Source organism: Spirillospora sp. NPDC127506 (genome assembly GCF_040302145.1).
GTDB lineage: Bacteria > Actinomycetota > Actinomycetes > Streptosporangiales > Streptosporangiaceae > Spirillospora.
This window is the reverse complement of record NZ_JBEORG010000044.1, coordinates 1-18,029: the sequence shown is the minus strand read 5'-3', so window position 1 is coordinate 18,029 and position 18,029 is coordinate 1. Positions and strand designations below refer to the sequence as shown.

At 74.7% G+C, this 18,029-nt stretch carries 6 protein-coding genes; 4 read left to right on the top strand and 2 right to left on the bottom strand.

Annotated features, from left to right (window positions below):
• The gene (locus tag ABTW95_RS30085) at positions 1–10,782 is read left to right on the top strand and encodes an SDR family NAD(P)-dependent oxidoreductase (protein WP_500228050.1); all 10,782 of its coding nucleotides are present in this window, start codon (positions 1–3) and stop codon (positions 10,780–10,782) included.
• Between the two features lie 75 nt (positions 10,783–10,857).
• On the opposite strand, the gene ABTW95_RS30080 is transcribed toward ABTW95_RS30085, so the two are convergent.
• The gene (locus ABTW95_RS30080) at positions 10,858–11,658 is read right to left on the bottom strand and encodes a DUF4097 family beta strand repeat-containing protein (RefSeq protein WP_500228049.1); all 801 of its coding nucleotides are present in this window, start codon (positions 11,656–11,658) and stop codon (positions 10,858–10,860) included.
• Between the two features lie 193 nt (positions 11,659–11,851).
• Here ABTW95_RS30080 and ABTW95_RS30075 point away from each other — a divergent pair, with 193 nt between their 5' ends.
• The 3 genes from ABTW95_RS30075 to ABTW95_RS30065 all read left to right on the top strand — a co-directional run bounded on the left by ABTW95_RS30075 (position 11,852) and on the right by ABTW95_RS30065 (position 16,932).
• On the top strand, positions 11,852–12,547 hold the full coding sequence (locus tag ABTW95_RS30075) for a TetR/AcrR family transcriptional regulator (protein WP_396450867.1): 696 nt from the start codon (positions 11,852–11,854) through the stop codon (positions 12,545–12,547).
• A gap of 176 nt (positions 12,548–12,723) precedes the next feature.
• Positions 12,724–13,737: a TIGR03617 family F420-dependent LLM class oxidoreductase gene (locus ABTW95_RS30070; protein ID WP_500228048.1), complete on the top strand. Its 1,014-nt coding sequence runs from the start codon at positions 12,724–12,726 to the stop codon at positions 13,735–13,737.
• A gap of 162 nt (positions 13,738–13,899) precedes the next feature.
• The gene (locus tag ABTW95_RS30065; protein ID WP_500228047.1) at positions 13,900–16,932 is read left to right on the top strand and encodes an AAA family ATPase; all 3,033 of its coding nucleotides are present in this window, start codon (positions 13,900–13,902) and stop codon (positions 16,930–16,932) included.
• 61 nt (positions 16,933–16,993) lie between these two features.
• Here the strand turns inward: ABTW95_RS30065 and ABTW95_RS30060 are convergent, their stop codons facing one another.
• Complete coding sequence (locus ABTW95_RS30060) at positions 16,994–17,455, bottom strand: hypothetical protein (RefSeq protein ID WP_396450862.1); 462 nt, start codon at positions 17,453–17,455, stop codon at positions 16,994–16,996.
• Positions 17,456–18,029 lie beyond the last annotated feature (574 nt).

Genomic DNA, 18,029 nt, shown 5'->3' with positions numbered 1-18,029 from the left:
ATGGACAACCAGGAGAAGCTGCTCAGCTACCTCAAGAAGGTCACCGGGGATCTCCACGAGACCCGGCAGCGGCTGCGGCAGGCGGAGGCCGCCGGCCGGGAGCCGATCGCCATCGTCGCGATGAGCTGCCGGTACCCGGGCGGCGTCCGCACGCCGGAGGACCTGTGGCGCCTCGTCCGGTCGGGCGAGGACGCCATCTCGGGATTCCCCGTCAACCGGGGCTGGGACATCGAGGGCATCTACGACCCCGACCCCGACAGCCCCGGCAAGACCTACTCCGTCGAAGGCGGCTTCCTGCACGACGCCGACGAGTTCGATCCGGACTTCTTCGGGATCTCGCCGCGCGAGGCGCTGGCGATGGACCCGCAGCAGCGGCTGCTCCTGGAGACCTCCTGGGAGGCCGTGGAGCGGGCCGGGATCGACCCGGTCGCGCTGCGCGGCAGCCGCACCGGCGTGTTCGCCGGGGTCGTCTACCACGACTACGGGGTCGGCGCCGACGTGCCGGACGGCCTGGAGGCGTACCTCGGCACCGGCAGCGCCGGCAGCGTCGCGTCCGGCCGGGTCGCCTACTCGTTCGGGTTCGAAGGGCCCGCCGTCACCGTCGACACCGCCTGCTCGTCCTCGCTGGTCGCCCTGCACCTGGCCGTGCAGGCGCTGCGGAACGGCGAATGCGACCTGGCGCTGGCGGGCGGCGCCACCGTGATGTCCACGCCCCGCGCGTTCTTCTTCTTCAGCCGCCAGCGCGGCCTCGCCTCCGACGGCCGCTGCAAGGCGTTCTCGGCGGCGGCCGACGGGACCGGCTGGGCGGAGGGCGCCGGGATGCTGCTGGTGGAGCGGCTGTCGGACGCCCAGCGGCTCGGGCACCGGGTGCTCGCCCTGGTGCGCGGCTCGGCCGTCAACCAGGACGGCGCCAGCAGCGGCCTGACCACCCCCAACGGCCCGTCCCAGCAGCGGGTGATCCGGCAGGCGCTGGCGGCGGCCGGGCTGACCCCCGCCGACATCGACGTCATCGAGGCCCACGGGACCGGCACCTCGCTCGGCGACCCGATCGAGGCGCAGGCGCTGCTCGCCACCTACGGGCGGGAACGGGACGACAGCCGCCCCGTCCTGCTCGGCTCGATCAAGTCGAACATCGGCCACGCGCAGGCCGCGGCGGGCGTCGCCGGCATCATCAAGATGGTCGAGGCGATGCGGCACGGCGAGGTGCCGCGCAGCCTCCACATCGACGAGCCCTCGACCTTCGTGGACTGGTCCGCCGGCGCCGTGCGGCTGCTCACCGAGGAGCAGCGGTGGCCCGACACCGGCGAACCGCGCCGCGCCGCCGTGTCGTCCTTCGGCGTCAGCGGCACCAACGCCCACGTGATCGTCGAGGGCTGGCAGGAGGAGGCGCGGGAGGCGGCCCCCGACCCGGCGTTCCCCGTCCCGTGGCCGGTCTCCGGCAAGGCGCCCGAAGCCGTGGAGGAGATGGTCGCGAAACTGCGCGGCCTCGACGGCGCCTCCGCCCTCGACGTGGGCGCCGCGCTCGCGAACCGCACCGTCTTCGACGAGCGGGCCGTCATGCTGGGCACGTCGGTGGTGCGCGGCACCGCCTCGCACGGCGGCCTCGCCGTCCTCTTCACCGGCCAGGGCAGCCAGTGGGCGGGCATGGGCCGCGAACTGTACGAGACGTTCCCCCTGTTCGCGGAGGTCTTCGACGACGTCGAGCGGCTGACCGGACTGCCGCTGCGCGAGACGGCCTTCGCCGCCGACCCCGACGGCGCGCTCGACCGGACCGGGCTCGCGCAGGTGGCGATCTTCGCGGTCGAGGTCGCGCTGTTCCGCCTCGTCGAGTCGCTGGGCGTCCGCCCGGACGCGGTGAGCGGCCACTCGGTCGGCCAGCTCGCCGCCGCGCACGCCGCCGGCGTCCTGTCGCTGGAGGACGCCTGCACCCTGGTCGCCGCCCGCGCCCGGCTGATGCAGGCGCTCCCCGCCGGCGGCGCCATGCTGGCCGTCGAGCTCCCCGAGGACGACGTCGCGGGCGCGCTGCCCGAAGGCGTCGCGATCGCGGCGGTCAACGGCCCGGCGTCGGTGGTCGTGTCGGGGGACGAGGCGGCGGTCGCCGCGCTCGCCGGCGGGTGGCGCGCCGACGGCGTCCGCGTCAAGGAGCTGAACGTCAGCCACGCGTTCCACTCGCCGCTGATGGACCCGATGCTGGACGAGTTCGGCAAGGTCGCCGCCGGGCTGTCCTACGCGCCGCCGCGGATCGCCGGGCTGCCCGACGCGGTCACCGACCCGGCCTACTGGACGGCGCACGTGCGGGAACCGGTCCGGTTCGCCGACATGGTCGGCGACCTGGCCGGCCAGGGCGTCACCCGCTGGCTGGAGCTCGGCCCGGACGGCGTGCTGACGGCCCTGGCGCAGCGGATCGTGGACGACGGGGTGTTCGTCCCGGCGATGCGGCCGGGCCGCCCGCAGGCCGAGACGCTGCTCGCCGCGCTGGCCGCGCTGTGGACCAGCGGCGTCCCGGTCGAATGGCGGGACCTGTTCGCCGCCTTCGGCGGCCGCCCCGCCGAAGGCGTGCCGACCTACCCGTTCCAGCGGGACCACTTCTGGCTGGAGGAGAACCTGCGGTCCGGCGCCGACATCGCCTCCGCCGGGCTCGGCGCGGCCGACCACCCGCTGCTCGGCGCCGCCGTGGAACTGGCCGGCACGGACGGCTACCTGCTGTCCGGGCGGCTGTCGCTCGCGACCCACCCGTGGCTGGCGGAGCACCGCGTCATGGACATGGCGCTGCTGCCCGGCTCGGCGTTCGTCGAGCTCGCCGTCCGCGCCGGCGACGCGGTGGGATGCGGGCGGCTGGACGACCTCACCCTCCAGGCGCCGCTGATCGTCCCCGACACCGGCGCCGTCCAGATCCAGATCGCCGTGGGCGCCCCCGACGACGACGGGCGGCGCGCCCTGACCCTCCACTCGCGGCCCGAGGAGGCGGGCGCGTCGTGGACGCACCACGCGTCCGGGCAGCTCGCGCACGCCGCCGGCGGCGACCGGGCCGGCGGGGTCCCCGCCGCGTGGCCGCCGCCCGGCGCCGAGCCGATCGACGTGGAGTCGCTGTACGAGGAGATGGCCGACACCGGGCTGGACTGCGGCCCCGCCTTCCAGGGGCTGGCGGCCGCCTGGCGGCACGGGGAGGACGTGCTCGCCGAGATCCGGCTGCCGGAGGAGACCGCCGCCGAGGCGGACCGCTTCGGCCTGCACCCCGCGCTGCTCGCCGCCGCCCTGCACGCCATCGGCCTCGTGGACGGCCAGACGAGCCTGCTGCCGTTCGCCTGGTCGGGCGTCGAGCTGCTCGCCTCCGGCGCCGCGGCGCTGCGGGTGCGGCTCAGCCGCACCGGCCCGCTGACGTTCGCGCTGGCCGTCGCCGACGACACCGGCGCCCCGGTCGCCGCGGTCGAGTCGCTCGTCATGCGGCAGGCCGCGGCCGGCGGCACCGGCTCCGCGGCCGGGCTGCGCGACGCGCTGTTCGGCGTGGAGTGGGTCGAGACCGACGCGGACCGGCCGGTCACCGGGCGGGTCGAGCGGTGCCCGGAGGGCCTCGGGCTGCGCGAGTCGGCCGGCTGGGCGCTGCGGACCGTCCAGGACCACCTGGCCGACCCGGACGCCGAACCGATGATCGTCGCGACGAGCGGCGCGGTCGCCGGGCACGGCCCGGTCGTCCCGGAGATGGCCGCCGTCTGGGGCCTGGTGGCCGCCGCGCAGTCGGAGCATCCCGGGCGGATCGTCCTGGTGGACGGGGAGGTGCCCGCCGCGCTGCCGCCCGACGAGCCGCAGGTCGCCGTGCGCGGCGGCCGGACCCTCGTGCCCCGGCTGGCGCGCCTCGTCGGCACCCAGGAGGCCGTCGACCTCGGCTCGGGCGCGGTCCTGGTGACCGGCGCCACCGGGGCCGTGGGGCGGCGGCTGGCCCGCCGCCTCGCGGAGCACGGCGCCGGGCGGCTGCTGCTGGTGTCGCGGTGCGGCGCGCAGGCCCCCGGCGCCGAGGAGCTGCGGGCGGAGCTGGCGGAGCTCGGCGCCGACGCGGAGTTCGCCGCCTGCGACATCGCCGACCGGGACGCGCTGGCCGCCGTCCTCGACGGCCGCGACATCTCCGCCGTCGTGCACGCCGCGGGCGTCCTCGACGACGGCGTGGTGACCTCGCTGACCCCCGAGCGGGTCGCGGCCGTGCTGGCCGCCAAGGCCGAGGGCGCCCGGCACCTGCACGAGCTGACGGCCGGCCGGGACCTGTCGGCCTTCGTGCTGTTCTCCTCCGCCGCCGGGGTGCTCGGCCGGCCCGGCCAGGCCGCCTACGCGGCGGCCAACCGCTACCTCGACGCGCTGGCGCAGCACCGCGCCGACCAGGGGCTGCCCGCGGTGTCGCTCGCCTGGGGCCCCTGGGACCTCGACAGCGACATGACGCAGGGGCTCACCGGCGCGGACCGGGCGCGCATCGCCCGCTCCTCCGGCATGCTGCCGCTCGACCCGTCCGACGCCCTCGCGCTGCTCCCCGCCGCGGCCGCGCTCGGCCGGCCCCTGGTCGTCCCGGCCCGGCTCGACCTGCAGGCGCTCCGCAAGGCCGATCCCGCGGTCGTCGAGCCGCTGCTGCGCGGCCTCGTCCGCCCGGCCCGACGCCGCGCGCAGGCCGGCGGGACGCTGGCCGAGCGGCTCGCGCGGCTCACCGAGGAGGAGCGGACCGCCGAACTCCTCGACCTCGTCCGCACCCAGGTCGCCGAGGTGCTCGACCACCCCTCGCCGAAGAAGATCCCCCTCGAGCGGGCCTTCCAGGAGCTGGGCTTCGACTCCCTCACCGCCGTGGAGCTGCGCAACCGGCTCAACACCGCGACCGGCCTGCGGCTGCCCGCGACGCTCATCTTCGACTACCCGACCCCCACCGGGGTCGCCGGCTGCCTGGCGGACGAGCTCGGCTTCGGCGAGGCGGCCGACGACGGCCCGGCCGGCGTCCGGCTGGTCTCCACCGACGACGACCCGATCGTCATCGTCGGCATGGCCTGCCGCTACCCCGGCGGCGTGAACTCCCCGGCGGAGCTGTGGGACCTGGTGGCCTCCGGCGGCGACGCGATCACCACCTTCCCGGTGAACCGCGGCTGGGACACCGAGAACCTCTACGACCCCGACCCCGACCAGTCCGGCAAGACGTACTCGATCGAGGGCGGCTTCCTGCACGACGCCGACCTGTTCGACCCGGGCTTCTTCGGCATCTCGGCCCGCGAGGCGCTGGCGATGGACCCGCAGCAGCGGCTCATGCTGGAGGTCACCTGGGAGGCGTTCGAGCGGGCCGGGATCGACCCGGTCGCGCTGAAGGGCAGCCGCACCGGCGTGTTCGCCGGCCTCGTCTACCACGACTACGCCTCCGGCTTCGTGGAGCACACCGAGGGCATCGAGGGGTACCGCCTCTCCGGCACCGCCGGGAGCATCGCGTCCGGCCGCGTCAGCTACGTGCTCGGCTTCGAGGGCCCCGCCGTCACCGTCGACACCGCGTGCTCGTCCTCGCTGGTCACCCTGCACCTGGCGGCGCAGGCGCTGCGGTCCGGGGAGTGCGACCTCGCGGTGGCCGGCGGCGTCACCGTCATGTGCACCCCGGCGGCGTTCGTGGAGTTCAGCCGGCAGCGGGGCCTCGCCTCCGACGGCCGCTGCAAGGCGTTCGGCGCGGACGCCGACGGCACCGGCTGGGGCGAGGGCATCGGCATGGTGCTGGTGGAGCGCCGCTCGGACGCCGAGCGGCACGGCCACCAGATCCTCGCGGTGCTGCGCGGCTCCGCGGTCAACCAGGACGGCGCGAGCAACGGCCTCACCGCCCCCAACGGCCCCTCCCAGCAGCGCGTCATCCGGCAGGCGCTCGCCCAGGCCGGGCTGCGGACCGCCGACGTCGACGTCATCGAGGCGCACGGGACCGGCACCCAGCTCGGCGACCCGATCGAGGCGCAGGCGCTGCTCGCCACGTACGGGCAGGGCCGGGACGAGGGCCGGCCGGTGCTGCTCGGCTCGATCAAGTCGAACATCGGGCACACCCAGGCCGCCGCTGGCGTCGGCGGCGTGATCAAGATGGTGGAGGCGATGCGGCGGGGCGTGGCCCCCGCCACCCTGCACGCCGACGAGCCGTCCCCGTACGTCGACTGGGACGCCGGCGACGTGGAGCTCCTCACCGAGGCGCGGCCCTGGCCGGAGACCGGGCGGCCGCGGCGGTCCGCGGTCTCGTCGTTCGGCGTCAGCGGCACCAACGCCCACGTGATCCTCGAAGGGGTCGAGCCGGAGGCCGCACCCGCGCAGGACCCGGCCCCCGACACCGTGCCCTGGGTCGTCTCGGGCAAGAACCGCGCCGCCGTGGAGCAGCTGGTCGAGCGCCTCCGCGCGTTCGACGGCGCCTCCGCGCTGGACGTCGGCGCGTCCCTCGCCCGGCGCGCCGCGTTCGACCACCGCGCCGTGGTCGTCGGCGACGCCGTCGTCCACGGCACGGCCTCCGCCGGCTCGCTCGGCGTCCTGTTCACCGGCCAGGGCAGCCAGTGGGCCGGGATGGGCCGGGAGCTGCACGCGGCGTTCCCGGTGTTCGCCGAGGCGTTCGACGAGGTCGAGAAGCTCACCGGCCTGCCGCTCGCCGACACCGTCTTCGCGGCGGGCGGCGACGGCGCGCTGGACCGGACCGGCACCGCCCAGGTCGCGATCTTCGCGGTCGAGGTGGCGCTGTGGCGGCTGGTCGAGTGGCTCGGCCTCCGCCCGGACGCGGTGTGCGGGCACTCAGTCGGCCAGTTCGCCGCCGCGCACGCGGCCGGCGTGCTCTCCCTGGCCGACGCCTGCACCCTGATCGCGGCCCGCGCGCGCCTCATGGAGGCGCTCCCGGAGGGCGGGGCCATGGCCGCCGTCGAACTGCCCGAGGCGGACGTCGCCGCGGAGCTGCCCGACGGGGTCGCGATCGCCGCGGTCAACGGGCCGTCGTCGGTCGTGGTCTCCGGCGACGAGGCGGCGGTGCTCGGCCTCCTCGAACGGTGGCGGGAGGCCGGCGTGCGCGTCAAGCGGCTGCAGGTGAGCCACGCCTTCCACTCGCCCCTCATGGACCCGATGCTCGACGAGTTCGAGGCGGTCGCGCGCACGGTGACGCTGCGGGAGCCGAAGCTCGGCGGGCTGCCCGACGAGGTGTCCGACCCCGGGTACTGGGTGCGGCACGTCCGCGAACCCGTCCGGTTCGCCGACATGGTCGGCGAGCTGCGGGAGCAGGGCGTGGACCGGTGGCTGGAGCTGGGCCCGGACGGGATCCTGACCGCGCTCGCGCAGCGGATCGCCGACGGCGGCGACCACGCGTTCGCCGCCGCCATGCGGCCCGGGCGGCCGCAGGTGCCCGCCCTCCTCACCGCCCTCGGCTCGCTGTGGGCCGCGGGCGTCCCCGTCGACTGGCCCGCCCTGTTCCGGCTCTGGGGCGGCCGGCAGGTCGGCGACCTGCCCACCTACCCGTTCCAGCACCAGCGCTTCTGGATCGCCTCCAGCCCCACGGGACCCGGCGACGTCGCCGCGGCCGGCCTGCGCGCCCCCGGGCACCCGCTCCTCGGCGCCTCGGTCGAGCTGGCCGACTCCGACGGCCGCCTGCTCACCGGCAGCCTCTCCCTGCGGAACCAGCCCTGGCTCGCCGACCACTCCGTGATCGGCGCGGTGATCCTGCCCGGCACCGCCTACGTGGAGATGTTCGTCGCCGCCGGCGACGCCGCCGGGCGCCCCCGGCTGGAGGAGATGACCATCGAGGCCCCGCTGGTGCTGCCCGAGCGGGGCGCCGTGCGCATCCAGCTCGCGGTCGGCGCCCCCGAGGACGACGGCCGCTGCACCGCCGGCCTCTTCTCCAGCGTCGACGACGCGCCGTGGGTGCGCCACGCCACCGGCGTCCTCGCCGAGGCCGCCGGGCCCGCCGACGCCGGCCTCGCCCAGTGGCCGCCGCCCGGCGCCGAACCGGTCGAGGTGGAGGGCCTCTACGAGGGCCTGGCCATGGCGGGGCTGGAGTACGGGCCGGTGTTCCAGGGACTGCGGGCCGCCTGGCGGCTCGGCGACGAGGTGCTGGCCGAGGTCCGGCTGCCCGCCGACGCGGCCGACGACGCCGGCGCGTTCGGCGTCCACCCCGCCCTCCTGGACTCCGCGCTGCACTCCATCGGGTTCAGCGGCGCGGTGGGGGAGGACCACCGGGCGGTGATCCCGTTCGCCTGGTCCGGGGTCGAGCTGCACGCCTCCGGCGCCTCCGCGCTGCGCGTCCGGCTGACGCCCACCGGGGACAACGAGTTCCGGCTCGCGGCGGCCGACGGCACGGGCGCCCCCGTGGTCTCGGTGGACTCCCTGGTGCTGCGCCCGGTCTCCCGGGAGCAGATGACCGCCGCGGCGGCTCCGGCCGTCGCGCCCGACTCGATGTTCACCCTCGACTGGGTCGCCGCCGAACCGGCGGCGGCCGCCGGCGCGGACGCCTGGAAGACCGCGGAGTGCCCCGCCGGGACCGGGCCGCACGAGGCGGCGGCGTGGGCGCTGCGGCTCATCCGCGAGCACCTGGACGACCCGGACGGGGGGCTCCTGGTCGTGGTGGCGCGCGGCGCGACGTCCGCGGCGGGCCCGATCGACCCGGTGATGGCGGCGGTGTGGGGCCTGGTCTCCTCGGCCCAGGTGGAGCACCCCGGCCGCCTCGTCCTGGTGGACGCCGAGCCCGGAGCGGACATCGAGCGCGCCGTCACCGCGAGCCTCGCCGTCGGCGAACCGCAGGCGGCCGTCCGCGGCGGGCAGGTGCTCGTGCCGCGGCTGGCCCGCTTCACCGCCCCGGCCGCGGCGGAACCGCCGCGCCTCGGCGGCGGCACCGTCCTGGTGACCGGCGCGACCGGCGCGATCGGCTCCCTGCTCGCCGAGCACCTCGTGCGCGCCCACGGCGTCACCGACCTGCTGCTCGTCTCCCGGCGCGGCCCGGACGCGCCCGGCGCCGCGGAGCTCGCCGCGCGGCTGGAGGAGGCCGCGGAGGGCGTCCGCGTCGAGGTCGCGGCCTGCGACGTCGCGGACCGCGCGGCGCTCGCCGCCCTGCTCGACGGCCGCCGCCTCTCCGCCGTCGTCCACGCGGCCGGGGTGCTCGACGACGGCGTGGTGAGCGGCCTGACGGAGGAGCGGCTGGCGGCGGTGATGCGCCCCAAGGTGGACGCCGCCCGGCACCTGCACGAGCTGACCCGGGACATGGACCTGTCCGCCTTCGTCGTGTTCTCCTCCGCGGCCAGCGTCTTCGGCCCGCCGGGACAGGCCGCCTACACGGCCGCCAACCGCTACCTGAACGCGCTCGCCGAGCTCCGCGCGTCCGAGGGGCTGGCCGGCCTCTCGCTCGCCTGGGGGCCGTGGGACCTGGACACGTCCATGACGGGCGGGCTCGGCGAGGCGGACAAGGCCCGGCTCGCCCGCGCCGGCATGCCGCCGCTGAGCGGCCCGGACGGCATCGCGCTGTTCGACGCCGCCCTCGGCTGCGACCGTCCCGTCCTGGTCACCGCGCGGCTGGACCTGCGGGCCCTCAACGGCGTGGACATCACGATGGTCCCGCCCCTCATGCGGGGCATGGTGACGGCCGCGCGGCGGCGCAGCGCCTCCGGGGACGCCGCCGGCGGCTCGCTGAAGGACCGGCTCGCCGGGATGTCCGCCGACGAGCGGGCCGAGCTGGTGCGCGACGTCGTGCGCGCCCAGATCGGCGAGGTGCTCGGCCACCCGTCGCCCGAGACGATCGCGCCGGAGCAGGCGTTCGACGAGCTGGGCTTCGACTCGCTCACCGCGATCGAGCTGCGCAACCGGCTCAACATGATCACCGGCCTGCGGCTGCCCGCCACGCTCGTCTTCGACCACCCGAGCCTCGGGTCCCTGGCCGGCTACGTCGACGGCGAGATCGGCGACGTCGCCGCCGGCGGGGCCGGCGGAGGCGCCGGGCAGCAGGGGCCGGGGCTGCTGACCGAGCTGTTCCGGGCTGCGTTCCGGACCGGGCGGCTCGCCGAGGCCGCCGAGATGATCAGCGCGGCGGCGCGGCTGCGCCCGAGGTTCGCCGCGCCCGCCGAGCTGGAGCGGCGCCCCGAGCCGGTGTGGTTCGCCTCCGGGGCGGACGGGCCGGTCGTCGTGTGCGTGCCCGCCTTCAGCGCGATCTCCGGCGTCCACGAGTACGCCCGGTTCGGGATGGCGCTGCGCGGCGCCCGGAACGTCGTCACGCTCGCGCATCCCGGCTTCGTGCCGGGGGAGCCGGTGCCCGAGTCGGTCGAGGCGCTCGCCGCGCTGCACGCCGAGGCGGTGCTGGAGCTGTCCGGGGACGCGCCGGTCGTCATCGTCGGCCGTTCGGCGGGCGGCTGGGTCGCGCACGCGATCGCCGAGATCATCGACGGGACGCCCGGGAAGCTGGCCGGGGAGGTGCTGATCGACACCCCGCCGGACAACGGCGACCTGAACTCCTACGAGGCGATGGCCGCCGGGATGATGGAGCGGGACGGGCTGTTCGTCTCCGTCGACGACCACGGCCTGACCTGCATGGGCGCCTACTCGCGGCTGTTCGCCGACTGGAAGGCCCGGCCGATCTCCGCGCCCACGCTGATGGTGGAGGCGGCGGACGTGTACTCCGGCGGCACGGGCGCGCTCTCCTCCTGGGCGCTGCCGCACGAGACCGTCGAGGTGCCGGGCGACCACTTCACCATGCTCGAAGAGCACTCCGACACCACGGCCGCCGCGGTCGAGACCTGGGTGTCCGCCCTGGGCTCGCGGGTGCCGACGGACGCGCTGGAGGGGTGACGCCGCCGCGGTCCGGTCCCGCCGCGGCACGGTTCGCCGTGCCGCGGCGGGACCCGGATCCCGGGGAAGGGAGGCTCAGGAGAAGGGGTGGATGTCGATGTCGCCGCTCGCCGTGTCGACGTCGACGTCCAGCCAGTGACCCGCGGGGGCCGGGTCGGCCCCGTTGATGAGGGAGCCGCTCTTGGCGCCACCGGAGGACTTGAGCCGTGGCCGCACCCCGATCCCGTCCGGCACCCCGATGGACACGCCGCCCGAGGACGTCCGGGCCTCGATCCGCGTGCCGCTCGCCGCGGCGACCGTCAGGCCGCCGGAGCCGGAGGAGAACCGCACGGGGCCCGCGGCCGAGCCGATGGCCAGGCTGCCGGAGGAGCCGTTCATCGTCACCGGGCCGCTCGCGACCTCGATGTCCACCGATCCGCTCCCGTTGTCGATGGACGCGTCGCCGTCGACCTGCCCGATGCGCACGCGCGAGTCGGAGGAGTCGATGCGCAGGGACCGCGTGACGTGCTCGGCCGACACCGGCCCGGAGCCGGTGTCGACGTCGAGGTCGGCGAGCGCGCCGCCGGCGACCTCGACCGCGCCCGAGTCGGTGCGCACGGTGACGCCGGACTCGGGCGGCACCGTCACCAGCAGCTTCACGCGGCCGACGCCGATGCCGGCGACCTTGCCGAGCAGCCTCTTCTTCGCGGTGACCTCCAGGCGCCCGCCGGTGAAGGCGACGGCGAGGCCCTCGGCGGCCCGGACGTCCTCCCGGCGCGCGGGGTCGGCGGGCTCGGCCCGGACCGCCACGCCGTCGCCGGTCGCGTCCACCAGGCAGGTTCCGGCCGGGAAGCGGATGACGGCCTCGATCGGCCGGTCGGCGGGGAAGGTGTGCATGGTCTCCGTCTCTCCGCGGAGGCGGGGAAGGCTCCGCTGTCTCGTCGCCGGGGCTGTCTCGTCGCCTGGCTGTGCCGCCAATATAGCGAATCTTGATTCACTGAGTCTAGCTTCATTGAAGCGCGATATGCCGACCGCTGGTAGTGTGGGACGGGGACACAGCGACCGGGGCCAGGTGAAAGAAGGAGTATCGATGGCCGAAGTCTCATCTGGCCGGTCCGAGACGGGCCAGCCGGCCGCGCGTCCGCCCGCGCCGGGCACCAGGAAGGCGAAGGCCGCGGCCACGGAGGCCGCGCTGAAGGCGGCCGCGCTGCGCGTGTTCGAGCGCACCGGCTACATCAACGCCAAGGTCACCGACATCACGACCGAGGCGAACCGCTCCGCCGGCTCGTTCTACAGCCACTTCCTGCACAAGGAGGCGCTGCTGGAGGCGCTGCTGGCCGACTGGATCGTGGAGATGGGCAACGAGCTCACCAGCCACACCCCGGTGCACGACCTGACGAACCGCGACCATCTCAGATGGCACGTCGACGCGGTGTGGAGCACCTACCGCAAGCACCGGGCGCTGCTCATCGCGCTGCAGGAGGCGGCCATGACGAGCGCCGCGTTCGCCAAGCGGGTGCAGTCGATCCGCTACGAGGAGACCGTCGTCCTGCGCGACCACCTCGACCAGATGCAGGCCAACGGCGTCGTCCTCGCCGGCCGCCCGGCCGTGCTGGCCTCCGCGATCATCGCGCTGCTCGACCAGTTCTGCCGGGTCTGGCTGCTGGAGGGCGGCGAGCCGATCGTGCCGGAGCTCACCGACGACGAGGCCGTCGACACGATCACCGACCTGCTGCTGTACGGGCTGGTCGGCCCCGGGCGGGCGACGGACGCCGGCGGCGGCTGACCCCTTGCCGCAACCCCTATTCGGTGCGGCACCTGTTTCTCCCCCTATCTCTCCGCGCGGAACTGTTCGCCGGGAAATGCGCTGTCTAGCATCCCGGATATGAATATCTCCGCGGGCTTTCCCGCGCACCAGGCTCCGCCGGAGAATTCCGGTTCCCGGCGGCAGGCGGTGCGGTCATGAAATTCGACCTCTCCCTTCCCGAGATCAGCCCGGACGGGGCGCGGGCGGCCGCCGAGGCGGAGGCCGCCGGGTGGACCGGCGGCTGGCTCTCGGAGACCGCCCACGACCCGTTCACCTCGCTCGCGCTGGCCACGCAGACCACCGAGCGCCTCGAACTCAGCACCGCGGTGGCCATCGCCTTCGCCCGCAACCCGCTGTCGCTGGCGACCGCCGCGAACGACGTCCAGCGGCTTTCCAAAGGGCGGCTGACCCTCGGCCTCGGCAGCAGCGTCCAGGTTCAGGTGGAACTCCGCTACTCCATGCCCTGGGCGTCGCCGGCCGACCGGATGGGCGAATTCGTCGACGCGATGCGCGCCATATGGGCGTGCTGGAACAACGGCGTGCCGCTCAACTTCAATGGCCGGTGGTACCAGCACACGCTGATGATGCCGCAGTTCGCGCCGCCGCCGAACCCGTACGGGGCGCCCCGCGTCTACGTCGGCGGATTCGGGCCCCGCATGACCGCCACGGCCGGGCGGGTCGGCGACGGATTCATCGGCCTGCCGTTCATGACGACCCGGTACGTGCGGGAGGTGACCCTGCCCGCGCTGCGCAAGGGCCGCGATGAAGCCCCGGACCGCGAGTTCGAGACCTGCCTGATGCCCGTGGTGGCGACCGGGAGCACCGCCGAGGAGATCGAGACGTCCATCCAGCGGGCCCGCCGGCGCATCGCCAACTACGCGTGCGCCCCGGCCTACGTCCCGGTGCTCGAACTCCACGGCTGGCGCGAGCTGCACGAGGCGGCGTTCGAGCTGATGATGTCCGGCCGCTGGGACGACATGGCCGGCCTGGTCGACGACGAGGTCCTCGACGCCTTCGCGGTGACCGGCGACATCCCCGAGGTGGCGGCCGAGCTCCGCCGCCGCTACGACGGCCTGGCCGACCGCCTGTACGTCCTGCGCATGGAGGGCGACGGCGACGCGGCCAAGACCAACACCCTCCTGGCGGAAGCCCTGCAGGAGACCGCCTGACCGCTCCCCCCCAGAGCACGGGCCCGCCGTCGAGCGTCCCTCAGCGAGACGGCGGGCCCGTCCGAACGCGGCACGGTTCACCCGGTCGCGGGCCGGTTTTGGCCAGGTGGGGACGCGGATGCCTCCTCCGGTTGGTCCGAGGCCGGGTGGTAGCATCCACGCGTGGACGGGGCTTCGTACCGTTTTGACGGATTCGAGCTCGATACCTCCCTCTGCGAACTCCGGCTCGCGGGAGAACGCATCCCGGTTGAGCCCCGGGCCCTCGACGTCCTCCACTACCTGATCTCGCACCGCGACCGGGTCGTGTCCAAGGAGGAGCTCCTCGACGCGGTGTGGGGCGACCGCTTCGTCAGCGAGGCGGCGATCACCACCGCGCTCCGGACCGCCCGCATGGCGATCGGCGACACCGGCAGGGAGCAGCGGCTGATCCGCACCGTGTTCCGGCGCGGCTACCAGTTCGTCGGATCGGTCGAGCGGACCGCGGCCGCGGAAGGACCGGGAGCGCGGCATGACGTCCCCCTGCCCGCCCGGCTGGCGGCGTCGACGGGCCTGGGATTCGCCGGCCGGGACCACGAGCGCACCGTCCTCGCGGACGCCTGGAAGGACGTCCTCGCCTCGGGTCGTCGCCGTGTGGTCCTGGTGAGCGGAGAGGCCGGGATCGGCAAGACGACGCTGTGCTCGGTCTTCGCGGCGGCGAAGCACCGCGAGGCGACGGTGCTGTACGGGCGCTGCGACGAGGAGCTGTCGATCCCGTACCAGCCCTGGCGGGAAGTGCTGACGAGCCTCGACCACCACGTCCCCGACGTCTTCGCCGGCCGCCACGAGGCGCTCGCGCCGCTCCTCGGCGGTACGGGCGCGGTGGACCTGGAATCGGAGTCGGCGCGGTTCGCGGTCTACAGCTCGGTCGTCGACGTGCTCGACGCGGTCTCGGCGCGCGGCGGGCCGGCGCTCGTCGTGCTCGACGACCTGCATTGGGCGGACGTGCAGACGCTCGCTCTCACCCGCCATCTCGTCGGGCGGGCCCTGACGACGCCGGTGCTGCTGATCGGGACGTTCCGCGACTCCGACGTCGACGCCTCGCACCCGCTGACCGCGCTGCTGGCCGCGACCCACCGCGAACCGGGCATCACCCGGCTGGCGTTACGCGGTCTCGACGACGGCGAAGTGCTCGACCTCCTGGAGTCCGTCGCGGGCCATGAGATGGACCGCGACGGACTCGCCTTACGGGACGTGCTGCGAGCCGAGACGGAAGGCAACCCGTTCTTCGTCACCGAGATACTGCGGCATCTCGCCGAAACCGGGGCCGTCGCCCAACAGGACGACGGCCGCTGGACGGCCCCGGCCCACCTGCAGACCCGGGGGCTGCCGGTCAGCGTGCGCGAGGTCGTGGGCCGCCGCGTCGAGCGCCTCGGACCCGAGACCCGCCGGGCACTCGACACCGCGTCGATCATCGGCCGGGACTTCGAGCTCGACCTGCTCTCCGAACTGCTCGGCGAAGACCCAGCCCGGACGTTCCAGCGCCTCGCGCCCGCCGTGGACAACGCGCTCGTCACCGACACCGCCGGACGGTTCGCGTTCACCCACGCCATCGTCGCCCGCACCCTGTACGCGGAGCTGAACCCGACCGCGCGAGCGATCACCCACCAGGCGGTCGCCGAGGCGCTGGAACGGCGAAGCGACCTCTCGGGCGAGCGGGCGGGCGAGATCGCCCGCCACTGGATCCACGCCCTCGCCCCCCAGAACCGCGTCAAGGCCGCCGAACACGCGCAACGGGCGGGCGACTACGCGCTGGCCCACCTCGCGCCCGACGAGGCGGTCACCTGGTACGGCCGGGCCCTCGAACTCATACCCGCCGGCGACTCGGCGCGGCGCTGCGAGATCATGGTCGGCCTCGGGACGGCCCAGCGCCAGGCCGGCGACCCCGCGCACCGCGAATCGCTCCTTGAGGCCGGCCGCCTCGCCATCGACCTCGGGAACGACGACCTCCTCGTCCGCGCGGCGCTCGCCAACAACCGCGGCGACGTCAGCCAGTTCGGGACGATCGACGAGGAGCGCGTCCAGATCCTGCGGAGCGCGATCGCCGCGAAACCCGGCGAGCCGGACGGCGCGCTCCTCCACGCGATCCTCGCCATCGAACTCCACGGCGCGCCGGACGAACAGGTCGAAGAGGCCGCCTCGCGCGCGCTGGACCTCGCCCGCGAGGCCGGCGACGACCGCGTCGTCGCCCGCGCCGCGCGCCTCGCCGAGAGCGCGCTGCGCATCCCCGACGCCCTAGGCCGCCGCGTGCCCCTGCTGCACGAGGGCGTCGCCGCCGCGGAACGCACCGGCGACGTCCAGCTGCGCGGCATGCTCTCGATGTCCTACCAGGAGATCGCGCTCGAACTCGGCGACCGCGACGCGATGGACCGGGAGGCGCGCATCCGGGACTCGTTCGCCAGGCGCAGCCCCGAACCGTACGTCCGCTGGACCAACGAGCAGATGCGGTCGATCCACTTCTTCCTGGACGGCGACCTGGACGCGGCCGAAACCGCCGCCCACGACGCCCTCGAGATCGGCGTCGCCACCGGGCAGCCCGAGGCGTTCTTCGGCTACGCCGGCCAGATCTTCCAGATCCGCCGCGCTCAGGACCGCCTCGCCGAAGTGGCCGACGCCATCGAGCAGGTCCTCGAAGAGAACCCCGGGCTGCAGGTCTTCCGGGCCGGCCTCGCCTACGTGTGGTCCGAGCTCGGCCGCGAAGCGGACGCCCGGGCGCTCGCCGACCACCTCGACGTCTCGCCGGGCGGCGCGCCCCAGTTCTGGTCGACGACCCTGATGCTGTGGGCGAAGGTCTGCCGCACCCTCGCCCTCCCCGCCCAGGCGTCCCGGCTCGTCCCGGTCCTCAACCGCTGGCGGGGCCAGGTGGCCAGCACCGGAGCGACCACCGAGGGGGCGATCGCATACGGCCTCGGCCTGGCCCTCGCGACCCTCGGCCGCACCGATGAAGCGGCCGCCGCCTACGATCTCGCCCTGACCGTCAACCGCCGCCTCCGCGCACCCCTGTTCGTGGCCCGCACCCAACTCGCCTACGCCGAACTGCTGGCCGAGGCAGAACCCGACCGCGCCCGCACCCTCGCCACCGACGCGAAGGCGGTCACGGCTCGCAGATTCGCGCACATCGACCGCCGCATCGAGGAACTCCTCGAACGCCTTCGCTGACTCGATGGAGGCCGGCGGGCCGCCCCCAGGCGGCCCGCCGGCGGTCAAGCGGTCCGCGGGCTCACTTGCCGAAGTGGATGTCGCAGTCGACCCTGGTGAAGCTGGGGTTGGTGATCGCGGTGTAGTTGTTGGCGAGGTTCGTGTTGGTGCCGGACACGTCGAACGTGTGGCTCTTCTTGCTCTTGATCTTGACGGTGGGGGTGGTGAGGCTGGTCGCGTTGCTGGACGAGCCGACGTTCACGGTGACGACGCACGTCCAGTGGACCCACCGGAACGCGGGACGCCCGTTGCGGGTCTTCGAGTAGATGTTCCAGGTCCCGTCGGGGAAGATGGAGAGCTTCACCGGGCCGGACACGTCCGCGTTGTTCTCGTTGCCGAGGAACTCGACGTGATCGGGGAACACGGCCGCCTGCAGGGTGACGGCGTGGGCGGGAACCGCTCCGAGGAGAAGGCCGGCAGCCGCCACCCCCGTCGCCCCGAGGACGGTGAGGCCGCGCTTGCGGTTAACGGTGCTCTGCTGCATGGTGACGCCCTTCGTCGGTCTCGGTGATCAGAGGCGCTGGATCGGCGCGCCCCGTGCGACCCGAGTCTGGGCTCCCCGGACACCTCGACACTTGAGGAAGCCCTGCGGATCCTCTGAGGACCATCCCCAGCGCGCGCTCACGTGAGCGAAAGGGGAGATCGAGACGCCGGGTCTGCCGCCTCGCCGATGCTCAAGCCCGGCGTCGTACCGGCGCCGGCCATGCCGGTTGACCTAGACCTTGGTCTAGCACTCAGCGTCTGCGGCATGGCTGGGTGAGGCGGCCGGGGAGGAGGCCGAGCAAATCGACCCGGACTCCGTCCGGACTTCGCTCCGGCGGATCGGGCAGTCGGTAACTCGACTATCGAGGCTTTCCAGACTGGAAAGCGCGGTTATTGATGGGGATGTGCGGTGAAGACACTCGCCGAATGGCAGCTGGTCGGGGGCCGGACCTGCCGGGCGCCCGACAGAATCTAGTCCTGCTAAGCCTCGATCCACCGGGTGATTGCTGTTCAGGTTGCGGAAACGACAAAAGGGATGCCCCGTGGCCTGCGATGATGGGCTTGTCTAAGGTCCA